This window comes from Halobacillus litoralis, assembly GCF_009856445.1.
In the GTDB taxonomy this organism is placed as follows: domain Bacteria; phylum Bacillota; class Bacilli; order Bacillales; family Halobacillaceae; genus Halobacillus; species Halobacillus litoralis.
Genome location: NZ_WMFA01000006.1, coordinates 1 through 18,542 on the forward strand (window position 1 = coordinate 1; position 18,542 = coordinate 18,542).

An 18,542-nucleotide genomic window follows, 5' to 3' on the forward strand; every position below is an offset into this window, starting at 1 on the left:
AAGGGGCGGAGGGAAACGGTGAGACTCCTATGGGACGTGTGGGACAGGTGAGACCCCGGAAGGCGTAGCCTGAGGAGGCTCACCGCCCGCCCCATGGAAAGCGAACCTTTTCCCGGAGCCCCTAGAATGACACGAACATCTCGAAACTGAGTCTTCCACAAACGGGAGCTTTAGTTGAAGTCGAAATTTGTCTTTTCATTTCTGAATCAGACTTTTTTGTTCCAACCGGGAAATCGGACCTGCTTTTTTCTGTTCAATCCACCCAAACTTTGATAGAGTAGTTTCATAGGGAATAAAGGAGGTACCAACATGGCATTTGGATTCAGCTTGTACGCGCTCGTCATTTTATTCGTGTTTAACTCACTCACACATTCCTTATGCACTAAGACGAAAATGTCGAACGAAAAACAAACGCGGGTATTCCGCACGATCAACGTACTGATTACAATATTATTGATTTCTTCATATGTGGAAGTGCTTAATACACTTTAAAAACAGGCCGGAGATGGCCTGTTTTTTCTATGTCTTGTTTGAATTTCTATATTTTCACAACACAGTATAGAACACGGCCTATATAATGTGTTATATTAACTCATAGGCTGTGAGCAAATCTCTACGTCACGAAATTTCACAATAAGTTTGGAGTGTCAGGATTATGAAAAAAATAGCCATCACCGCTGCATTAGCAGCAAGCGTATTCACCTTGTCAGCTTGTTCATCAAATGCAGATGAATCAGAAGCTGTTGTTGAAACCAATGGTGGAGAAGTAACGAAAGAAGAGTTTTATCAGGAATTGAAGTCTCAGTATGGTGAGCAAGTGCTTCAGACTCTTGTCATGAAAGAAGTTCTTGCAAATAATTACGAGGTTTCCGATGAAGAAGTAAACAAGGAACTAGACACAATTAAAGAACAATACGGCGATAATTTTGAAAACATTCTTCAGCAAAATGGCTTTGCCGATGAAGAAGCTTTCAAAGAAACCATCCGTATGAGTTTATTGCAGGAAAAAGCCGCTTCTGAAGGAATTGAAATTTCAGAAGAAGAAATGAAAAATTATTATGATCGCATGAAAACAGAGGTCCAAGCGAGTCATATCCTAGTCTCTGATGAAGAAACAGCGAAAGAAGTTAAAGAAAAAATCGATAATGGGGAAGACTTCGGAGAGTTAGCTGCTGAATATTCTTCTGATGGTTCTGCTCAGCAAGGTGGTAAGCTTGGCTGGTTCGGACCTGGAGAAATGGTTGCTGAATTTGAAGATAAAGCCTACGAATTAGAGCCGGGTGAAATCAGTGAACCTGTGCAGTCTCAATTTGGCTACCATATCATCAAGGTGACGGACAAGCGTGACAAAGAAGATATCAAGCCTTATGAAGAAATGAAAGAAGAAATCAAGCGTACATTGACGAGTCAGAAAGTCGATCAGGCTGAGCTTCAGAAGAAGATGGATGAGCTTATGCAGAACTCTGAAATTGATGTGAAGCTGGAAGAGTTTGAAGGTCTCTTTGATAAAGAGGAAGCTCCAGTAGAAGAAGGAACAAATCCAGAGGGAAATAACTCTGAAGAAAATTCTTCTTCAGAAGAAAATACAGAAGAATAACAAAGACCAAAAGCCAGGTGAACCACTCACCTGGCTTTTATTCTGACATCATGGCATCTCTTTTCCCGCGCCGCTCTTTCTCCTTTTCAATCCGCTTCAAATACACTTGACCTTCGCGTTCGATATACTCTTGTTCAAGGTTGTGCTCCGCTCTCATGGCGCGGATGGCCATATACCCACTTATGAATATAAAGACAATGCACAGAAACACCCAAATCGGAAGACCGAATAACATAAATTCATCCTCCCTGCTCCTTTTGTCTCTAGTCTATGAGCGATTGAAAGCAAATATGATACAGGCTCCCTTCCCTTCTTTATGAAGAGAAGAAAAAATCCGATGGGTCCAGCTGAAAAGCTGGACCCATCGGATTTTTTACTTTTTATCTTTTTGATCAATTTTCGGAACATATTGAAAGATTTCCCCGGATTCTACCACATGAATGAATCTCATAAGCCATCGATAATAATTTTGAGCATATTCCAACCGATCGATATCCTCTGTTATTTTTGCTTGTAGATCTTCGTCTGTGGTGTTCTCTTGCAGTTCTTGAAGCTCCTGGATGGCTTCATCCGCTTCTTCAATATTCGTCTCTGTATGATGCCTCCAGCGGCTGCCAAACAAGGAAGTGAATGATTTATACCAATCTTCTTCTGACTTGTAAAGGTCTTTACGAACCCCTTTTTTAAAGGAAGGTTCGACCATCTTCATATCTGATAAAGCACGGACGCCTGTTGACATACTCGTCTTACTCATCTCCAAAGCTTCCCGCATGTCATCCAATGTCATGGGGTCCTGTGAAAAGTACAGCACTCCATACAAGCGACCAATGGACGGGGTTACCCCATAAAGGCTCATATTCTTTGCTATAACTTGGATAAATTGTTCAATCGTTTCTTCGTATTTGTTCCAATCTCTATTGTTCGTTTCTGGCAATGGAAACCCTCCATTTGCTTATTCCTCAGTAATCTTAAAACATTTTATCATTAATGTCCTTACATTGCGACCTTAATATCGATTTTAACTCAATCGTAGGACTTGAGGAGATTGAAACACTTCTTCCAAATCTTCTCGCCATGTAAAAAGAACGACTTGGTGCTTTTTAGATAATTGCTCGAAAAGTTGGATCATCATGTTTAATCTCTTTTGGTCAAAATGAACAAAGGCATCATCCACAAGAAATGGCAGTGACAAATCATCCGCCATTGTTTCCCCGAGAGCTAAGCGGAAAGAAACATACAATTGATCCTTTGTGCCTCGTGAAAGTTCAATTGGAAAATAAGTGAACCCCCGCTTGCTAATAACCTTAATGCGATCATCATCAGGGGAAATTTTCACATCCACATAATTTCCGTCCGTCAGTTTATGAAAATAGTTCGTAGCTTTCCGTAGAATAAGTGGCATGTATTTTTCTTTGTATGCATGTTTCGTCTTCTCCAATGCCTTCCAGGCCAGTTGATAAGCTGCCCATTCTTCCGACTGTTTTTGAAGTTCCGCTTTTTCTTTATGAAGTTTGTGGGTAATGCTTGAGCGTTCATCAGAGTGCTCAAGTTGCTGGATGGCACTCTGGTTATCTGCCATAGCCTGATGAGTCTTTTTCTGTTCAGCTTCAATCGTTTGTTTTTCGCTTTGAAGTCGTTCGAGACGAGCCGAAAGTGCAGCTTTTTCTGGCACCTCCGTCCACACAAGATAATCCTGCTGCTCTCTTTCCGACAACATGCGCTGCAACTGACGTTCTAAATCCTGGAGCTGCTTTTCCAGATCCTCTTGTTTTTCCCTCTGCTTCGCCTTTGTGTAAAAGTCTTCTTCCTTCTCTACCCCGACTTCTTTGAAAAGTTCCTGTTGCTTCGCTACATAAGTAGACAGCTTCACATTATTATCTTTCGCCCGTTTATACAAAGTTCTCAACTGCTCTTCTGCCTGGATGATTTTCTGCCTGTTATAACGCTTCTCCTGGACCCATTCTTTTAAACGATTCCACTGCTGTTCTATATTCTCTTCGTAGAATTCCCACTTTTCTTTTCTACAAAACGCTTCCAGATTTTTTTGGATCTGGTTCATTGCGGAAGACTGCTTCTCTTTGTCCTGAAGCAGCCGTTTCTGCGTGCGTTTCTTTTCTTTCAACTGAGACAAAAGATGATAGAGCTTTTCCCAGTGCTCCACGTCTAAATAAGCTAGGAAAGGATAGAGATTCCGCTGTTCGTCGAGAGTGCTTTCCAATCTTCTTTTTCGCTGTTGCAGATGGTGAGTCTTCTCCTGCAGCCGAATCTCTTCCTGGTTCAACTGCTTCCACTGCTCGCGGAGATGATGATACTCATTTTTTTGAGCCTCATATTTCTGCAGCTGTGCCCTCGCTTGTTCCATTTCTTCCACCGGAATGGATGTCTTCATATTTTGCTTGGATGTTTTCAATATCTTTTTGTGACAGCTGTAACTGTACAAGGCAAGAAGAGCGGCTATGGCCAAACACACGATGAATAGCACCATTCCTTCAAGGAACCCGCCAATCGCCAGTGAAAACACGGCCATTACGCCCCCTAACAAGCGTCTATTCCTTAACTCTGTTATGTGTTGGTCAGACGCTGCTGCCGTCTGATAGCTCCTCTGCAACTTTTCTTCATATTCTTTGGCTGTTTCCTCACCAACCCTCTCGTTTTCTATCGAATGCTTACGTTCCTCTATCTTTTCAAACTCCCGATTGATGTCAGTGGATTGTTCCAGGATATACGCTCCCTCACGTTCCACTTCATCTTTTTCCTTCTTCAAAGCTCGCCATGTTTCTTCGATATAAAAAGGCAGCGGATATTCCTCTAGATCATCTATATCCAAAGGCACATCAATATGACTTTTATCTTCCTCTACCTGTTCATCCATTCGACTGATCTGTTGTAAAAGGCGCTCAAGCTCAGAGACAGCTTGTTCATACTTTGGATATCCTGTTTCCAGGAGCTTTTCGCCTTCTTCTTCTCGAGAAGGATCTCCTCCGTTTTCCAAGTGTTGAATAGAGGCTTCAAGTTCCTCTATATTTGTTTCCAATAGCTTTTGTTCCGATTGAAGAGGCAACAGAACTTCCTTCACTTGTTGATAACGCTCCACCCCGGCTTCAGGAAATGAAATTCTGTTTTGTTTCTCTACTTCATCCTTTATTAAATGGTAATCAACAATTATAGATCTCACTTTCAGGACTTGTTCTGTTATGTAGATTTGATTAATGGTTTCCTGCCAGTTCTCTCCAAGTGTACGTATGCGTTCATTCAATGTATCTTTTGTTTGTTGAAGCCGTAAATAGTTTTCTTCTTCCGCATCCAATATTTTTTTCTTCTGTTGCAACTCTTCAACCACTCGAAGCTGTTCATTAATCAGCGGCTTCTTTCCGTTCGGCTTGAAACGTTCATCCATTTGTTTTTGAAGCCATTTTTCTGTCTGATAAATTTGATCAGATCCAGTTAACCCGATATTCAAAAGGGCTTCTCCTAGCTCATGACCTGATATATTTTTTAATTCCATCAAGTCCTCCGCATTAAAACTATAGGTGGATTCAAATACTCTGCGTCCCATTCCATCCAGCAAGTTCCGAAGCCATGATTCATCCTTTTCCTCCCCCGTCTCCAAACGGCAGATCGCTTTTCCGTTCTCATGTTCGTGTTTTCTCTCAATCGTCACTCTTCCATATTCTTCAGTTGAGAGAACAAGGCGCCCGCCCATGCTTCCACCGGTTTTAGGTACGAAAGACAGCCTTTGCTTTGGAGGCAGCCCAAATAACATAAACAAGATAAATTCATAGAGCGTCGACTTTCCTGCTTCATTTTCGCCTATGATAAGGTGAGGAGATGGATCAGTTAAATCCAAAGAATAATCCTTCCACTTGCCAAATCCGAATATGAATAAATGGATGATCTTCAAATTGTCCCCCTCCTCTCATGGGTGATCATCCGTTCCAACAGAAGTGTTTTCGTTTGTTCGATCACATCTGCCGTTTCTTCACCTTTAATCGGATGTATATACTTGGATACTTTTCGATGGTTGAACAAAGGAGAAAGCCACTCTTCTATTTCTTCTTCATTTAATTCAGAAATAGTCCGCAATAGTTCACCAGTAAAATGAGACCCCCCCATTAACTCCTCTTCATCCCATGTTGCGCGAGCTTCGGTCTTGATTTCCTCAATCCAGACCCAATCATCTGAATCAAAGTCTTCATTCTCATTAACGACTTCTACCCATTCTTGGAGATCCTCTATAGAGCCTGCATATCCCACCAACGTGATTGTCAACATGACAGGAGAACCGCCAGCGACTTCTTCTTTCGCCTTCTCCAACACTCTCTCCAATTCTTCAGATGGTGTATTCTCAAGATCACCCACCGTGGTGGAGACATAGGTAATACTTTGCAGAGGAACAAAATGATAATTCCATTCTCCAGAAATGTGCTCGACAAGGTAACAACCTTTCTCTCCCGATTCCTTCCGTGATCTCCCCTGAATATTCCCAGGGTAAAGGGCGGGTGGATCCGTCGATAGAACTGACCGTTTGTGGATGTGCCCCAAGGCCCAATAGTCCAGTTCCTGGCTCCTCAACTCCTGCAATGAAAAAGGTGCGTACACATCATGGTCTGTATTCGTATCCAGGCTGCCGTGAAGCATTCCAATGTGATAGTCCGCCCCCTCTCCCTTGGTAAAGAACGGGACTTTGCGATCTCGAACTTCTCTTGTCTCATAGCTGAATCCATAAATATGGGCCAGTACCTCCCCATTCTTCTCAAAAGGGTGATGGGTAACATTCTGACTTTGAAAAATATGTACATTGTCGGGCATTGTAATGGGTAATGTTTTCCCCTCTATATAATCGTGGTTACCATAACTGATATAAACATGAATATCCATCTCTTGAAGACGTTCAAACCCACGTCTAAGATGAACCTGAGCTTTTATACTCCGAATGTCCTCGTTGTATAAGTCACCAGCAATCAATAGAAAATCCACCTTATTTTCTATACAAGCATGAATTAAACGGTCGAACGCTTCGAACGTACTTTGTCTCAGCCTTTCTAACAATTCACCCGGGAAGTATCCCTTTGTTTTAAAAAGGCTGTCGATATGTAAATCTGCGCTGTGAATGAATCGAATCGATGACTCCATCATGATCAGCCTCCTTTTCTATAATTACTTTCATTTTAACAGAGCCAAAAACCGAATGCACGTTCTCATACCATAAGAAACAAGAGGACAGGATTCTTCTGTGACCCATCCATCTCATAAGTTTTAGCATATGTACAGCCAAAACAAAAAACCCCTTAACAAAGGGGTTTTTCATTACTTCTCTTTTTTAGAGAGCTGTAAAGCCGTTTTTAAATCTTTTAAGGAAGTGGACTTCCCATACATCAGTACACCGCCACGGTAGACCCGTGCGCCAATCAACGCAAGCACAAGAATGGATCCCACGAGGATAGAGATTGATAAGGCAACTTCCCAAATCGGTATCTCCAACATCCCTACACGTAAAAACATGATCAGTGGTGTAAAGAACGGAAAATAAGAACTGACCGTGATGAAAGTGGAATCAGGGATGCCAAGGCCAAACATCGCAATGAGGAAACCAGCTACAACCAGCATAATCATAGGGGCCAATAATTGCTGCGCATCCTCCAGGCGACTGACGAGAGATCCCAAAGTCGCCGCTAAGGTAGCATAAAGCAAATAGCCAAGAATGAAGAAAACCACAGCATAAATGATTGTACCAGGATTGATGTCGTCAAAGCCGAAGAAACTAAGCATTGAACCATCTCCAAGTGTTTTGCTCTGTTGGATGCCCAAGTACCCTGCCAATATAAGGATCGCGAATTGCGTCAATCCTAGCAAAGCAATGCCGAAAATTTTCGCAAACATCTGAGAAACCGGCGATACACTGGAAACTAAAATTTCCATAACGCGACTGGATTTTTCTGTGGCTACCTCCGTAGAGATCATCTGCCCATACATGATCACAGAGAAGTAAAGGAAAAAGAGCATGACGTACACAAGTCCGCGTGTCTGGTTGAGTTCTTCTGCCGTTTTTGCACTCTCTTCCAACGCTACGAGCTCAAAGCTTACAGGAGCATTCATTTGTTGAATAATGGCAGGATCGACATCAGCCCGCTCCGTCACATACTGAACTTTCAGTTGTTGAAGCGCCTGGCGGACTGGATCGCTTTCACCTGTGTTCGCGATTTTATTCGCATAATAAGTCGCTTCAGGCAGCCCCTCTTCTCCTTGTTTCACTTCAACGACAGATTGAAAGTCTCCTTCTTCTACCGCTGCTTGGGCTTCCTCAAGGCTTCCCTCATATTCTTCAAGACTGAGATTGTCATTCATCGAGACCACCTGATTTAATGATTGGAACCATTCTTCATTATCCGTCAGAACGGCCACTTTCTTTTCTTCATCCACGTCACTGAATGTCTCGATGATGGATTGAAGATTAGATAAAGCAAAAATGAGTGCTACAGTAATAATTGTCGTAATTAGAAAGGACTTGGATTTCACACGGTTTTTATAGGTCTGAGCAACCATAATAAAGAATTTATTCATAAGAAGCACCCACCTTTTCGATAAAGATATCATTCAAAGTCGGCTCTTCCAGATCAAATTTGCGTACAAATCCTTTTCCTTGCAGTTCTTCAAAAATACGCTGAGCAATTTCCTCACTCTCAATCTGGATTTCACAGCCATCTCCCAATGGCTTATATTTTATTACTCCGGGGACCCTTTCCAAATAAGCAAGGTCAAAATCCGCGATGACTTTCACATTCTTTTTCCCGAATGATTTTTTAATCTCTTTCAACTTTCCATGAACCACCGGTGTGCCGTGATGGAGAATACAAAGACTTTCACACAATTCCTCTACATGCTCCATCCGGTGCGAGGAAAACACAATCGATGTTCCATCTTCTTTCAAATCAATGACTGCTTTTTTCAACATCTCCACATTAACGGGGTCAAGACCAGAAAAAGGCTCATCCAATATCAACAATTTTGGTTTATGTAACACAGCGGAGATGAACTGGATTTTCTGCTGATTTCCTTTTGATAATTCTTCAACTTTCTTATTTTTGTATTCTGGTACCTTAAACCGATCCAGCCAATGACTAATCTGTTGAACGGCCTCTGACTTTTTCATCCCTCTTAATTTCGCTAAATAAACCAGTTGTTCCTGGACTTTCAACTTGGGATAAAGTCCTCTTTCCTCCGGTAAATAGCCGATTAAATGGCTCTGATCATAGCCAATATCTCCACCATTCCAGGATATTTCACCTCTGGTTTGATCTAGTAAACCGAGAACCATGCGAAAGGTAGTGGTTTTACCCGCTCCGTTCGCACCTAGAAAACCAAAGATCTGTTTTTCCGGAATTTCCAATGACAAGTCATCAACGGCTGTAAAAGACCCGAACCTTTTCGTCACTTTCTCCAATCGTAGCGTCATCATTTCTCCCCCTTTTCTCCTTATGTACGTAATTTTTAACTCAATGGTTTCATTCATTCTTATCCATTCTTAAAAAACTTTTATTAAGGAATATGGCAGGATTGTGGAAGACTCAATTTCGAGATGTTTGTGTGGATTTAGGAGCTCCGGGAAAAGGTTCGCTTTCCGTGGGCGAGTGATGAGCCTCCTCGAGCTAACGCTCTGCGGGGTCTCATCTACCACGCACTTCCCACAGGAGTCTCACCGTTTCCCTCCGCCCCTTTGCCATATGAGGTTCTCGAAATCCCTCTTATATTCCCCTGCCTAAAACTGTTATAAATCCTGCTTAAACCGCATAGATATAGGATTTTCAACCATAAAAGCTCCTATTGCTGGAAGGTAGTTTCGAGAATTTCTTCCAGCAAGTGGGCGGAGGGGAATGGCGAGACTCCTGCGGGAAAAAAGTGCATGGTGAGACCCCACAGGACGCAGTCCGAGGAGGCTCACCGCGCTCCCGCGGAAAGCGAGTCATCCCCCGCAGCCCAACCCACCTCACAAACGTCTCGAAACTGAGTCTTCCACAAATGGGAGCTATTGTGGAATGCTGTTGGGAATTTTTTAATGGAAATTCACTGGTCAAGCAGGAATATCGACGATGTATGACAAAAGTATGTAATGAATACCTATTCATTCAAGGAGGAACAACTATGAAGACATACTACTTAACTGTATTCGAGAAAGACGGTACCAATGTCCTCGATGAAACCTTTCAAGCTGAAAATGATGACCAGGCAAAAAAGTTAGGGTCAGAGAAGCTCGAAGAGAAAGGATACAGCAATCATACCCATCGCTGCGCAGCACCTGAGGGGCATTTGGTTTTGTTCCACAGATAAAACCACTAACCTGTAAATGTAAAACCATAAAAAGTCGCGCTGTTAAGCGCGACTTTTTACTATCTGCCTTGAAACTCCGGCTTTCGTTTATTCAAGAATGCTTCAACCCCTTCGCTATGATCAGCGGTTTGCAGTAAGCGCCATTGGTTCTCACGCTCTTTCTCTAAGTAGTGGGACAAACGTTCCATCCCATGTTGGTGATATATTTCTTTTGTAGCAATCATGGATTTCAACGGACGGCTGCTCCACTCTTGCGCTAGACGCGCAGCCTCTTCTTGTACAGGTCCATTGACGACGATATCCACCAGTTTATGATCATAGGCTTCTTTGGCTCTCATTTGCTGACCTTCCCAAGCGAAATGTTTAGCCTGATGTGTCCCTAAGCGTTCCTGCAGCCAAAAATGACCTCCACCATCAGGAGCGAGTCCAATACCTATAAAGTTCATAGATAAATTGGCATCCGGCTCAGCTATAACATAATCAGCAGATAATGCAATACTCAACCCTAGACCTACTACAGGACCATGCAGGGCTGATATAACAATTTTCTGCATGGAATAGAAGGTCTTCACGATTGTTTCTATATTGTCCATGACTTCATCATAGGTATCTCGGTCAGACACCTCTTTCATCATGCTTAAATCTCCACCTGCACAAAATCCTTCACCATCTCCATATAAAAGTACAATTTGTGCCTCGGACCGCCTGACTTCGCGAGCAGCTTCAGCAAATTCCGCCAACAGCTCTGCATTCAGTGCATTATATTTTTCTCCTCGGGCAATTTTTAAATGAACGACATTTCCCTTTTCCTCTACAATGAAATGCTTCATGATTTTCCTCCTATATTTGGAAAAATTCTTCTCGATTTAAAATTTCGTCATGCAGCATCTACTTTCCTGCAAGAGACGACAAAAAAGTCGTTCCTATAAGAAGCTCTTACATAAATGAAAGATAGAAGAATTATGGGGTTTAAGGCCGATGACCACCTCCATCAACCACAGTTAGAAATGGAGGACAAAAAAAGGAGCTGGTTTCCCAGCTCCTTTTTTCATTTTATCTTATTGTTGTGGCTCTTCAGGGTTGCCGTAAAGCTCTTCAAGAGGCTTCGTAATGATACGGCTGATGTCGTTAATGACTGTATTTAAGCGTTGCTCTTCTTCCATCAGCTTGGAGATTTGAGGGTGTTGTTGTACAAGCTCAACGACTTTACGAGCTTGTTCTACTTCTTCCTCAGAAATTTCTTCTCCCTGCATCTGCTTTTGTTGAAGCGTAATTTGTGTTTGACGGAAATCGTCGAACATTTTTTTAGCAGCTTCGTCGTTCATTACTGCTTCATATGCTTCTTTCAATCCGTTGAATTCCTCGCTGTTACGGATTGCTTTTTCTAGATCATACGCGTAATCATATAGATTTGCCATAAAAATAAGAACCTCCTAAGTTTTCGTTCTGACACTCCTCCCCCACTATAACAAACTCCTATACGTCTGTATAGGAATACACTATTATCCGAAAAATAGCACAATAATGGCTTGTAGAAGGCCAATCATTCCTCCAAGCAAAGCACCCAGATAGGTAATCATTTTAAATTCTCTCCTGGAAATACCAAGGACCATTTCTTCAAGACGATCCACTTGGAAAGCTTCGACTTCCTCCTGGACAATTTCAGATAAACGAAGCTGTGTCATCATGCCCTCTACCTTGGATGACAATAGTTCACTGATATGATCTACGGCTGCAGGTACGAATGTATGGAGAATTTTCTCTTCATATGGACTTGTCCAATCCTTCACTGTTCTTCCCATCCATTGTTCCACTGGCAAGGCATGAGCCACGAGTTCTCCAAGCTTTGTTCCCAACGCTTCACGACCAATCTGTTCTTCAAACCACTCCACTCGTTTGGTTAAAAGCTTATCTTTCTCAGTGTGGAGCATCGTTTCCAACCAATCCTCCATTTCCTGATCGGAAACATACTTTAAAATCAGTGGATAAATACGTTCGGTTAGGCCATCAGGACCCATAAAGGATGAAATCATGTTACCGAGAAATCCTTGATTATCCAAGTAGTTATCAATTAAAGCTGCAACTTTCTCTTTCCCTTCTTCACTGCGGAAATAGCTTTCAATACTAGCCTGAATATGAGCAGCCGCTTGATCCACCCCGCGGTCTGCTTTTTCCCGCAACTCAGGTGTTAACAACTCCTCAATTGTGTTTCCGCGATATTCGTTCATGACCAGTTCATAACGGTGCTTCACCCACTGGGACACATGACCTTGAATGGATGTAGATGTAACATCAATCTGAAATTTTTCGAGGATTTCTTTTAACGTGTCTTCTTTTTTGAGCATCGTTTGAACTTCATCTTTTGCCCATGTGGTCATCTGCGCCTTAAAACTTGAATGGGTGAGTTTTCGACGGATGCCTTCTGGTGTTAATAGATGATTCACAACCATTTTTCCTAATTGTTGGGCTAATTCCTGTTGTCGTTTAGGAATCAAACCTGGTGTAAAAGGAAGACGGTAGTTACCGATATGAATAGCTCGGTATGGACGGAATAACATTTTTATGGCTAATGAATTGGTAAGCCCTCCGATTAGGGCTCCGATTCCGATCATCATAAAGATTAATAATACAGAATTCATGTTCCAACCTCTTTCTACAAATGGTGTACCAAGTATAATCTATATAAAAGCCAAGTGCCAATGGTAAAACATCAAACAAAAAAGGCCCTGTGCAGACATGGCCTCTGAACTGGAATTATTTTAGTCTCCCATAAATGGTACCGAACCGAGTCGCATGCTCCATCTCATCAATCATGGCTGTAAATACCGCATGATAAGCGACGGGTGAAGGAACCATAAATAGCATTTCCTTGTACATTTGGGCTGCTTTGAATTCATCTTGCTGAGCCCTGATTACTCCTTTCTCAAAAGAGCGATAACTGATCATCTCGGGTTCAAATTCATGATATTTTCCTGTCAACTGTAAGTAAAGGTATTGGAACATTCGATAATGTTTTAATTCATCATCTGCGGCATGCATAATATAGTCCGCAAACAAACGGTTACTTGTATCTCCTTTTAGCCGACTGTAAAAATCATGATCCTTCCATTCTTCTTCTATAGACCTTTGTAGCCTTTGGATAAAGGACTCACCATAGCCCTGCATTTAATCCCCCCCCCTTACTAATAGGATATGAAGGGAAAAGACAAGCTTATGCTTGCTGTGCATTCATTGAATCTCAGAATCCGGGCAAAATGAAAAGAGGAGGTGACAGAATGGCGAAGCATAAAAAACATGAAGCACCCGAAGGAAAAGACAAGTTTGAACTGGACGTCGATCGGATGATTAATGAAGGGATGGCAGGAGGCACGATTAAACCTGTTTATGGACATGAACAAATCGGAGAAGCTCACGAGATTCCCGAGCAGAAAGAGAAAAGATGAAAAGAATAAGCTGTCTCCTGTTTGTCTTTCATCAGACGCAACCGGAGACAGCTTTCTTCTTTATCGCTTTATCGACTTTTAACAATCATCTGTACAGCTTCGTTAATTAATTCTTCTGCTGATTCGCCTTCCTCATGAGCATCGCGGATACAGCCTTCTAAATTTTTTGCAACGATATATCCAATCGCACGGTCCATAGCTGAACGTGCGGCTGACAACTGGGTAATAACATCTTTACAATCTTTATCTTCATCCATCATCTTGAGGACACCACGAACTTGACCTTCAATCCTTTTTAAACGGTTTTTCGTTTCAGGACCGTAAATACTTTTATCCTTCACTTGATCCAATACCTTCTCCTCCTCTCTTCAGGTACAACGTTTTATACTTGAACGCTTTGCGGATTTTGTCCATTGTATTACTATAATAGTAAATATCCAACCAAAAAGGAAGAGATTCATGTCAGTTATAGACCAACTTAAACGTTTATACCCTTCAATCACGATAAATAAACTAGGTTTTGATAACCATTTAGAATACAAATGGTTTCAAACCGAACATGCGGAAATCGTAGGAATTAAAAAAGATGAACTGGATCAACATTCTTCTGAATTACTCTCTATATTCCTTAAGCCTTTAAGCTCGGAAGAATCCACTATGACGGAAAGGGAGAAGCATTGGTCCTCATTGCTTTATAAAAATGAAGAAATTCCAGAAATGGGGTGGCCGGCATCCTATCGTTTTGTCCTTTTTTCCATTGAAGATGTTGAAGCAGAGAAAGATATTGTAAAGGAAGCCCTTCAATCACTATTTCCTCAAGAAATGCCACTCCTATGGACGTCGGACCGTGATGGAATCATCATAGAGGAAATTACAACTAACAATCAGGAAGTCATGGAATTTGAAGGCATGGCAGATGTTTTAAGCAGTGATTTTTATACAGATATCCATTTTTTCATTAGTGAATTCACCTCAAAACCGGAGGATGCCTCAAAAATCTTGAAATGGACACAGCATGGCGCGGGGATAGCCAAAGAACATAAATTAGGTTCGATCATTACCTATAAGGATATTATCCCCTATTTATATATAGACGCACTTCCACAAGAAGAATGGGAACATATTCTGAGAGCCATTTTTAAGGACATCGAAAAGGACAAGGAATTATTACAGACCATCCGAATCTTCCTGGAATCAGGTTCAAATACATCGTTAGCTGCTAAAAAGCTGTATATGCATAGGAACAGCTTGCAGTATCGAGTGGATAAGTTTATTGAAAAAACAGGGCTTGATATTAAACAATTCGAAGGCGCGGTCATTACCTATCTCGCATTATTACACATGGAATACTGAGTATCGACAAAGTGCACAAACACCCCACGCTAAGGTTTGTGCACTTTGTCCATTTACCGTTTTCAGAAACTTCGATACACTGTAATCACACAAGAAAGCGATTTCAAATTCACTAGGGGGATATAAAAATGGCGGAAATTAAACTGAACAATATTGATAAAGTTTATGATAAAAGTGTTAAAGCGGTAGATGATTTTAACTTACACATCAAGGATAAGGAGTTTATCGTATTCGTTGGTCCATCCGGTTGTGGTAAATCTACGACGCTTCGTATGATTGCAGGTCTTGAAGAAATTACGAACGGAGATTTCATGATTGATGAAAAACGCATGAACGATGTAGCTCCGAAAGACCGTGACATCGCGATGGTTTTCCAGAACTATGCCTTGTACCCACACATGAACGTATATGATAACATGGCATTTGGTTTGAAACTCCGTAAGATGGATAAAAATGAAATTGAGAAGCGCGTAAATAATGCAGCGCAAATCCTTGGCCTTGAGGCTTTACTTGATCGTAAACCGAAAGCGCTGTCAGGTGGTCAGAGACAGCGTGTTGCTCTTGGTCGAGCGATTGTACGTGATGCGAAAGTATTCTTGATGGACGAGCCTCTTTCCAACCTTGATGCGAAACTTCGTGTTCAGATGCGTGCGGAAATCCAGAAGCTGCACCAACGCCTTCAGACAACGACGATCTACGTCACACACGACCAAACAGAGGCGATGACGATGGCCACACGACTTGTCGTTATGAAAGATGGCGTCATTCAACAAGTGGGTGCGCCTAAAGATGTTTATGACAAACCTGAAAATGTATTTGTAGGCGGCTTCATCGGTTCTCCAGCCATGAACTTCCTAAATGGCACACTTGCCGATGGACACATCGAACTGGGTGAAGTCAAAATCGCTGTTCCTGAAGGTAAAATGAAACCTCTTCGTGAACAAAATTACATCGGCAAAGAAGTTATTCTTGGTGTAAGACCGGAAGACATGCACGATGAGCCAGTGTTTATTGATGCGAACCAGGACAAGAAAATCACTGCAGATATCGAAGTAGCAGAATTGATGGGCTCTGAGTCTTACCTTTATTCCAAACTGAATGATCAGGACTTCATCGCTCGTGTAGACTCCCGTTCTGACATTAATGGTGGAGATCAAATCACGTTAGCCATTGATATGAACAAAGTACACTTCTTTGATAAAGACTCTGAATTACGCATCCACTAATACAAGATAAAAAGAGAAACGCAGCCTCAGGGCTGCGTTTTTTTATGTGGCTTGAATATCATTCAAACCACAATCTTCACAAACAAATAAATGGACGCATTCCTCCGTGATGGATGAATTTAGATCCCCATCCACGAGATCTGTATATTTTTGATCAAGATAAGGACTGTAGTCATCTAAAAAATCCGTGACACGCCCTTGATCCCGCATTGTGCCTTCACATTTTGGGCAAGGTCTTTCAGAGGCTGCCCATCCATTGCATACACCACATTCCTGCATCGCTCGCCACTTCTTTCAAAACGGTCTTGGGAATTCGATCCTTGTGCAACGTATGAATGCTTCAAACATCCAAAAAATAAAGAGGAAGGGCGCACCCTTCCTCCTTCGTCACAAGTATTTATTTGTATTGTTGTCCGCCGAACTGTTGCTCAGCCATTTGGACAAGACGCTTAGTGATCTCACCACCTACAGAACCGTTAGCACGGGATGTAGAGTCAGCACCAAGTTGTACGCCAAATTCTTGTGCGATTTCATATTTCATTTGGTCTAGAGCTTGTTGTACACCAGGTACAACCAACTCGTTTGAACTGTTGTTGTTAGCCATGTGTCTCACCTCCTGTCTTGTGTAATCGTAGTATGGGTCGGTCTGGATGTTTTTATGTCAAAAAAACAGGTGGTAATTACTGGAGAAATTACATTAAGCTAATAAACATGGCTAACAACATAAAATTATTTCGTATTTGGTTTCGTCATCGCTTTAGGATCCACATATTCTTCAAACTGATCTTCCGTAAGAATCCCCATCTCAACCGCTGTTTCTTTCAATGTCTGATCTTTTTCAAAAGCTTTTTTCGCGATTTTCGCTGCATTCTCATATCCAATATGAGGGTTAAGAGCTGTTACAAGCATTAAGGAATCGCGTAAGTACTTTTCAATCTGCTCATGATTCGGCTCCAGTCCACTCACACATCGTTCATCGAAAGAAACGATACTGTCCGCAAGAAGTTGTGCAGACTGTAAGAAATTATAAGCGATAACTGGTTTGAATACGTTCAGCTCAAAGTTCCCTTGGCTAGCGGCAAAGCCGATCGTTGCGTCGTTCCCCATGACCTGTGCCGCAACCATCGTTACCGCTTCACTTTGTGTAGGGTTTACTTTGCCAGGCATGATAGAACTTCCCGGTTCATTCGCTGGAATCGTTATTTCGCCAATCCCGCAACGAGGCCCGCTTGCAAGCCACCTTACATCATTGGCTATTTTCATAAGATCAGCAGCCAGGGCTTTCAAAGCCCCATGCGTGTGAACAAGTTCGTCATGCGAAGTGAGTGCATGGAACTTGTTCGGTGCGGAAATAAACCCTTTTCCTGTCGCCTCGTTAATTTGAGCGACAACCTGGTCAGCAAAATCTTCATGGGCATTCAACCCCGTGCCTACGGCTGTTCCGCCAATTGCAAGCTCTTTTACATACTCCGTACTTTCTATTAGCATTTTTTCTGTTTTTTCAAGCATGCGGTGCCACCCACTGATTTCCTGCCCCAGGGTTAGTGGAGTAGCGTCCTGTAAGTGAGTACGACCAATTTTAACGATATCGTTAAACGCTTCCATTTTTTCTTGTAATGTATGTTTGAATTGGATCAAGGCTGGAAGAACGACATCCTCGATCTTTCTGACAGATGCAACGTGCATCGCTGTCGGATAAGTATCATTAGAACTTTGAGATTTATTGACATCATCGTTCGGGTGGAGGCGAGTTTCACTACCTTGATCCTCAAGCCATTGTGAACCCACATAAGCGATGACTTCATTCACATTCATGTTAGACTGTGTACCACTCCCCGTCTGCCATACGACGAGAGGGAAATGCTCATCAAGTTCTCCGGCAATAATGAGGTCGGCTGCATAAGCAATAGCGTCTGCCTTTTCCTCTTCAAGCAACCCGAGTGCTGCATTCGCTTTTGCTGCACTTTTTTTAAGGATAGCAAACCCCTCAACAACTTCTTTCGGCATTTTCTCATCGCCGATCGGGAAATTTTGTTTACTTCTCTGTGTTTGAGCTCCCCAAAACTTTTCGCTCGGTACTTTGATTTCTCCTATGGTATCTTTCTCAATGCGATAATCCATGAATATCCTCCCTTTGCTCAAATCATCATACCCTTTCATTGTATCAAGAATCTTTTGAACAATCACCAGATGCCTGCTCTTTTTGACAATTTTCCCGAAGTTTTATGTCTGATTATTTACATTTTTCAGATATTTATGTATAATGAATTCATCAAGCAAAGGTACATATCTTCCTTCCTTGCTTGATCTCTCAAGTGGGTAATAAGTGGTGAAAAGAGCCTTTGCAGAAAGGCTCTTTTTTTTTGAATTCACACTTTCATTCATGCTCCCTTTAGTTGAAGACTCAGTTTCGAGATTTTTGTTGGGTGGATGGGGCTGCGGGGAATAGCTCCTTTGCCATATAAGTATCTCGAAACCACTTCCAGGAAAGGGGAGCAACATGGATTCTCCAACCTCATTTTGAATGATAAAGCCTGTTATAGAGCGCTTTATCACTATAGATTCAGGATATGTGAAAGACACTCATACTGGGCAAAG

The 18,542-nt window shown here is 42.0% G+C and carries 20 protein-coding genes; 6 read left to right on the forward strand and 14 right to left on the reverse strand.

Translation table 11 applies throughout. The features are described from left to right. Window positions 1-309 precede the first annotated feature (309 nt). Both GLW00_RS14330 and GLW00_RS14335 read left to right on the forward strand, forming a co-directional pair. Complete coding sequence (locus tag GLW00_RS14330; protein WP_035510066.1) at window positions 310-492, forward strand: hypothetical protein; 183 nt, start codon at window positions 310-312, stop codon at window positions 490-492. Between the two features lie 163 nt (window positions 493-655). Continuing rightward, a complete protein-coding gene (locus tag GLW00_RS14335; protein ID WP_160915213.1) occupies window positions 656-1,597 on the forward strand; it encodes a peptidylprolyl isomerase in 942 nt (313 codons plus the stop codon). Between the two features lie 37 nt (window positions 1,598-1,634). On the opposite strand, the gene GLW00_RS14340 is transcribed toward GLW00_RS14335, so the two are convergent. From GLW00_RS14340 to GLW00_RS14365, 6 genes are all read right to left on the reverse strand, one after another. Beyond that, window positions 1,635-1,832, reverse strand: coding sequence for a sporulation YhaL family protein (locus GLW00_RS14340; protein WP_146814291.1), 198 nt, complete (start codon window positions 1,830-1,832; stop codon window positions 1,635-1,637). A gap of 138 nt (window positions 1,833-1,970) precedes the next feature. Continuing rightward, on the reverse strand, window positions 1,971-2,531 hold the full coding sequence (locus tag GLW00_RS14345) for a GbsR/MarR family transcriptional regulator (protein WP_160915214.1): 561 nt from the start codon (window positions 2,529-2,531) through the stop codon (window positions 1,971-1,973). 84 nt (window positions 2,532-2,615) lie between these two features. Further along, complete coding sequence (locus GLW00_RS14350; protein WP_160915216.1) at window positions 2,616-5,498, reverse strand: ATP-binding protein; 2,883 nt, start codon at window positions 5,496-5,498, stop codon at window positions 2,616-2,618. Further along, window positions 5,495-6,733, reverse strand: a complete 1,239-nt coding sequence (locus GLW00_RS14355; protein ID WP_160915218.1) for a metallophosphoesterase family protein — start codon at window positions 6,731-6,733, stop codon at window positions 5,495-5,497. The genes GLW00_RS14350 and GLW00_RS14355 overlap by 4 nt, the downstream gene beginning before the upstream one ends. A gap of 171 nt (window positions 6,734-6,904) precedes the next feature. Further along, a complete protein-coding gene (locus GLW00_RS14360) occupies window positions 6,905-8,158 on the reverse strand; it encodes an ABC transporter permease (RefSeq protein ID WP_160915220.1) in 1,254 nt (417 codons plus the stop codon). Next, window positions 8,151-9,050: an ABC transporter ATP-binding protein gene (locus GLW00_RS14365; RefSeq protein ID WP_160915222.1), complete on the reverse strand. Its 900-nt coding sequence runs from the start codon at window positions 9,048-9,050 to the stop codon at window positions 8,151-8,153. The genes GLW00_RS14360 and GLW00_RS14365 overlap by 8 nt, the downstream gene beginning before the upstream one ends. Before the next feature lie 686 nt (window positions 9,051-9,736). Here GLW00_RS14365 and GLW00_RS14370 point away from each other — a divergent pair. Next, window positions 9,737-9,922, forward strand: coding sequence for a YhzD family protein (locus GLW00_RS14370; protein ID WP_089653268.1), 186 nt, complete (start codon window positions 9,737-9,739; stop codon window positions 9,920-9,922). A 59-nt stretch (window positions 9,923-9,981) separates the two neighbouring features. Here the strand turns inward: GLW00_RS14370 and GLW00_RS14375 are convergent, their stop codons facing one another. From GLW00_RS14375 to GLW00_RS14390, 4 genes are all read right to left on the reverse strand, one after another. Further along, the gene (locus GLW00_RS14375; RefSeq protein ID WP_160915223.1) at window positions 9,982-10,752 is read right to left on the reverse strand and encodes an enoyl-CoA hydratase; all 771 of its coding nucleotides are present in this window, start codon (window positions 10,750-10,752) and stop codon (window positions 9,982-9,984) included. A 228-nt stretch (window positions 10,753-10,980) separates the two neighbouring features. After that, complete coding sequence (locus GLW00_RS14380) at window positions 10,981-11,340, reverse strand: YlbF/YmcA family competence regulator (protein ID WP_089653229.1); 360 nt, start codon at window positions 11,338-11,340, stop codon at window positions 10,981-10,983. 84 nt (window positions 11,341-11,424) lie between these two features. After that, a complete protein-coding gene (locus GLW00_RS14385; protein WP_160915225.1) occupies window positions 11,425-12,561 on the reverse strand; it encodes a DUF445 domain-containing protein in 1,137 nt (378 codons plus the stop codon). 115 nt (window positions 12,562-12,676) lie between these two features. Beyond that, on the reverse strand, window positions 12,677-13,087 hold the full coding sequence (locus GLW00_RS14390) for a ferritin-like domain-containing protein (protein WP_160915227.1): 411 nt from the start codon (window positions 13,085-13,087) through the stop codon (window positions 12,677-12,679). Window positions 13,088-13,197: 110 nt separating this feature from the next. Here GLW00_RS14390 and GLW00_RS20550 point away from each other — a divergent pair, with 110 nt between their 5' ends. Continuing rightward, window positions 13,198-13,365 (forward strand): hypothetical protein, encoded by a 168-nt coding sequence (locus GLW00_RS20550; protein ID WP_202412517.1) that lies wholly within the window; start codon window positions 13,198-13,200, stop codon window positions 13,363-13,365. Window positions 13,366-13,433: 68 nt separating this feature from the next. Here GLW00_RS20550 and GLW00_RS14395 read toward each other — a convergent pair whose 3' ends face one another. Continuing rightward, window positions 13,434-13,715 (reverse strand): metal-sensitive transcriptional regulator, encoded by a 282-nt coding sequence (locus tag GLW00_RS14395; protein WP_174787809.1) that lies wholly within the window; start codon window positions 13,713-13,715, stop codon window positions 13,434-13,436. A gap of 109 nt (window positions 13,716-13,824) precedes the next feature. On the opposite strand from GLW00_RS14395, the gene GLW00_RS14400 reads away from it, so the two are divergent. Next, a complete protein-coding gene (locus GLW00_RS14400) occupies window positions 13,825-14,718 on the forward strand; it encodes a PucR family transcriptional regulator (RefSeq protein ID WP_160915229.1) in 894 nt (297 codons plus the stop codon). 128 nt (window positions 14,719-14,846) lie between these two features. After that, complete coding sequence (locus GLW00_RS14405; RefSeq protein WP_160915231.1) at window positions 14,847-15,944, forward strand: ABC transporter ATP-binding protein; 1,098 nt, start codon at window positions 14,847-14,849, stop codon at window positions 15,942-15,944. A 42-nt stretch (window positions 15,945-15,986) separates the two neighbouring features. Here GLW00_RS14405 and GLW00_RS14410 read toward each other — a convergent pair whose 3' ends face one another. The 3 genes from GLW00_RS14410 to fumC form a co-directional block, all read right to left on the reverse strand. Then, on the reverse strand, window positions 15,987-16,154 hold the full coding sequence (locus tag GLW00_RS14410) for a hypothetical protein (RefSeq protein WP_160915233.1): 168 nt from the start codon (window positions 16,152-16,154) through the stop codon (window positions 15,987-15,989). A gap of 187 nt (window positions 16,155-16,341) precedes the next feature. Beyond that, complete coding sequence (locus GLW00_RS14415; protein WP_089653219.1) at window positions 16,342-16,548, reverse strand: alpha/beta-type small acid-soluble spore protein; 207 nt, start codon at window positions 16,546-16,548, stop codon at window positions 16,342-16,344. A 125-nt stretch (window positions 16,549-16,673) separates the two neighbouring features. Further along, window positions 16,674-18,065, reverse strand: coding sequence for a class II fumarate hydratase (gene fumC / locus GLW00_RS14420; protein ID WP_160915235.1), 1,392 nt, complete (start codon window positions 18,063-18,065; stop codon window positions 16,674-16,676). Window positions 18,066-18,542: the final 477 nt, after the last annotated feature.

Excerpts from the sequence above, each read along its gene's own strand:
- GLW00_RS14380 (WP_089653229.1), bottom strand. The coding sequence starts at position 11,340 with ATGGCAAATCTATATGATTACGCGTATGATCTAGAAAAAGCAATCCGT.
- GLW00_RS14365 (WP_160915222.1), bottom strand. The coding sequence starts at position 9,050 with ATGACGCTACGATTGGAGAAAGTGACGAAAAGGTTCGGGTCTTTTACA.
- GLW00_RS14340 (WP_146814291.1), bottom strand. The coding sequence starts at position 1,832 with ATGTTATTCGGTCTTCCGATTTGGGTGTTTCTGTGCATTGTCTTTATA.
- GLW00_RS14400 (WP_160915229.1), top strand. The coding sequence starts at position 13,825 with ATGTCAGTTATAGACCAACTTAAACGTTTATACCCTTCAATCACGATA.
- GLW00_RS14385 (WP_160915225.1), bottom strand. The coding sequence starts at position 12,561 with ATGAATTCTGTATTATTAATCTTTATGATGATCGGAATCGGAGCCCTA.
- GLW00_RS14410 (WP_160915233.1), bottom strand. The coding sequence starts at position 16,154 with ATGCGGGATCAAGGGCGTGTCACGGATTTTTTAGATGACTACAGTCCT.
- GLW00_RS14330 (WP_035510066.1), top strand. The coding sequence starts at position 310 with ATGGCATTTGGATTCAGCTTGTACGCGCTCGTCATTTTATTCGTGTTT.
- GLW00_RS14355 (WP_160915218.1), bottom strand. The coding sequence starts at position 6,733 with ATGATGGAGTCATCGATTCGATTCATTCACAGCGCAGATTTACATATC.
- GLW00_RS14360 (WP_160915220.1), bottom strand. The coding sequence starts at position 8,158 with ATGAATAAATTCTTTATTATGGTTGCTCAGACCTATAAAAACCGTGTG.
- fumC (WP_160915235.1), bottom strand. The coding sequence starts at position 18,065 with ATGGATTATCGCATTGAGAAAGATACCATAGGAGAAATCAAAGTACCG.
- GLW00_RS14335 (WP_160915213.1), top strand. The coding sequence starts at position 656 with ATGAAAAAAATAGCCATCACCGCTGCATTAGCAGCAAGCGTATTCACC.
- GLW00_RS14375 (WP_160915223.1), bottom strand. The coding sequence starts at position 10,752 with ATGAAGCATTTCATTGTAGAGGAAAAGGGAAATGTCGTTCATTTAAAA.
- GLW00_RS14370 (WP_089653268.1), top strand. The coding sequence starts at position 9,737 with ATGAAGACATACTACTTAACTGTATTCGAGAAAGACGGTACCAATGTC.
- GLW00_RS14415 (WP_089653219.1), bottom strand. The coding sequence starts at position 16,548 with ATGGCTAACAACAACAGTTCAAACGAGTTGGTTGTACCTGGTGTACAA.
- GLW00_RS14405 (WP_160915231.1), top strand. The coding sequence starts at position 14,847 with ATGGCGGAAATTAAACTGAACAATATTGATAAAGTTTATGATAAAAGT.
- GLW00_RS20550 (WP_202412517.1), top strand. The coding sequence starts at position 13,198 with ATGGCGAAGCATAAAAAACATGAAGCACCCGAAGGAAAAGACAAGTTT.
- GLW00_RS14390 (WP_160915227.1), bottom strand. The coding sequence starts at position 13,087 with ATGCAGGGCTATGGTGAGTCCTTTATCCAAAGGCTACAAAGGTCTATA.